Here is a 1,314-nt window from a genome sequence, read left to right on the forward strand (position 1 = left end):
TCATCTTCCCCGTACTGATAATTTGCAGCGCTTTCTTCGCGGCAGACTTTTCTACAGCAACGTAAGAACGCACAGGGAACAAATGAATCTTGCCCACTTGCGCACCTGGGATGCCATTTTTGCCAGTCAAACAACCAAGAATATCGCCAGGACGAACTTTTTGCTTCTTGCCGCCATCAATGTTGATGGTCACCATCTTCGCTTGGTATGGCTGCTGATTTGATTTCGCTGGCAAGGTCGCGGGTACCACATCCATCTCTAAGTACTCTTCGATACGAGCAACACGTAGACCGTCTTTTTCACCAAAGAAGCTGAACGCCAAACCTTTACTGCCTGCTCGGCCAGTACGGCCAATACGGTGCACGTGCACTTCTGGGTCACGAGACAGCTCAAAGTTGAACACAGCATCAAGATTGTCCACATCCAAACCTCGTGCCGCCACGTCCGTTGCCACAAGAATAGAAACGCTCTTGTTCGCAAATTGCACCAGTGCTTGATCACGTTCACGCTGTTCAAGATCACCGTGAATATCGATCACGCTAAAGCCGCGATGGTGTAATTCATCCGCGACATTTTGCACTTCTTTCTTCGTATTACAGAACACCACCGCCGACTCTGGTTGGTAAGTCAAAAGAAGATTGGCTAGCGCCTCATCACGCGCTTCAGTTCCTTCTACTTTGTAGAAGTATTGAGCAATGCTGGAAGTATCGTGAGTCGATTCAACCTTGATCATCTCTGGCGATTTCATAATACGCTGAGCGATTTTCTCGATCTTCTCTGGGAATGTGGCGCTAAAAAGCAATGTCTGACGCTGTTTAGGCGCCGCATTAATAATTGCATCTAAAGCATCTTGGAAGCCCATTTCTAGCATACGATCGGCTTCATCCAGCACCAATGTATTCAACTCTTCCAATTTAATACGGCCTTTCTCAAGGTGATCCAGGATACGCCCCGGAGTACCAACAAGGATATGTGCACCATGCTCTAACGAACCAATTTGCGGTCCCATCGGCATACCGCCGCACAACGTAAGTACTTTAATGTTATGGATACCACGCCCTAGCGTTCGAATTTCTTTAGCAACTTGATCCGCCAGTTCGCGAGTCGGACACAGCACCAAAGCCTGCACGCGAAATCGTTTTACGTTTAGATTTGATAGCACGCCAAGACCAAACGCCGCTGTTTTACCCGAGCCCGTTTTACCCTGACCAATTACGTCACGCTGATTCAAAATCGCCGGTAAGCTTAACGCTTGAATTGGCGTCATATGGGTGTAGTTCAATGAATCCAGCGTTTCTAGTAGCGCTGGGTTCA

Annotated in this window: 1 protein-coding gene; it reads right to left on the reverse strand. The window is 48.0% G+C overall.

Annotation, left to right across the window (positions count from 1 at the left end):
- Positions 1-1,314 (reverse strand): ATP-dependent RNA helicase DbpA (dbpA, locus tag R8N47_RS23445; protein ID WP_318185883.1); only part of this gene is annotated, 1,314 nt, incomplete at both ends.

It is taken from the genome of Vibrio sp. 2132-1 (assembly GCF_033344315.1).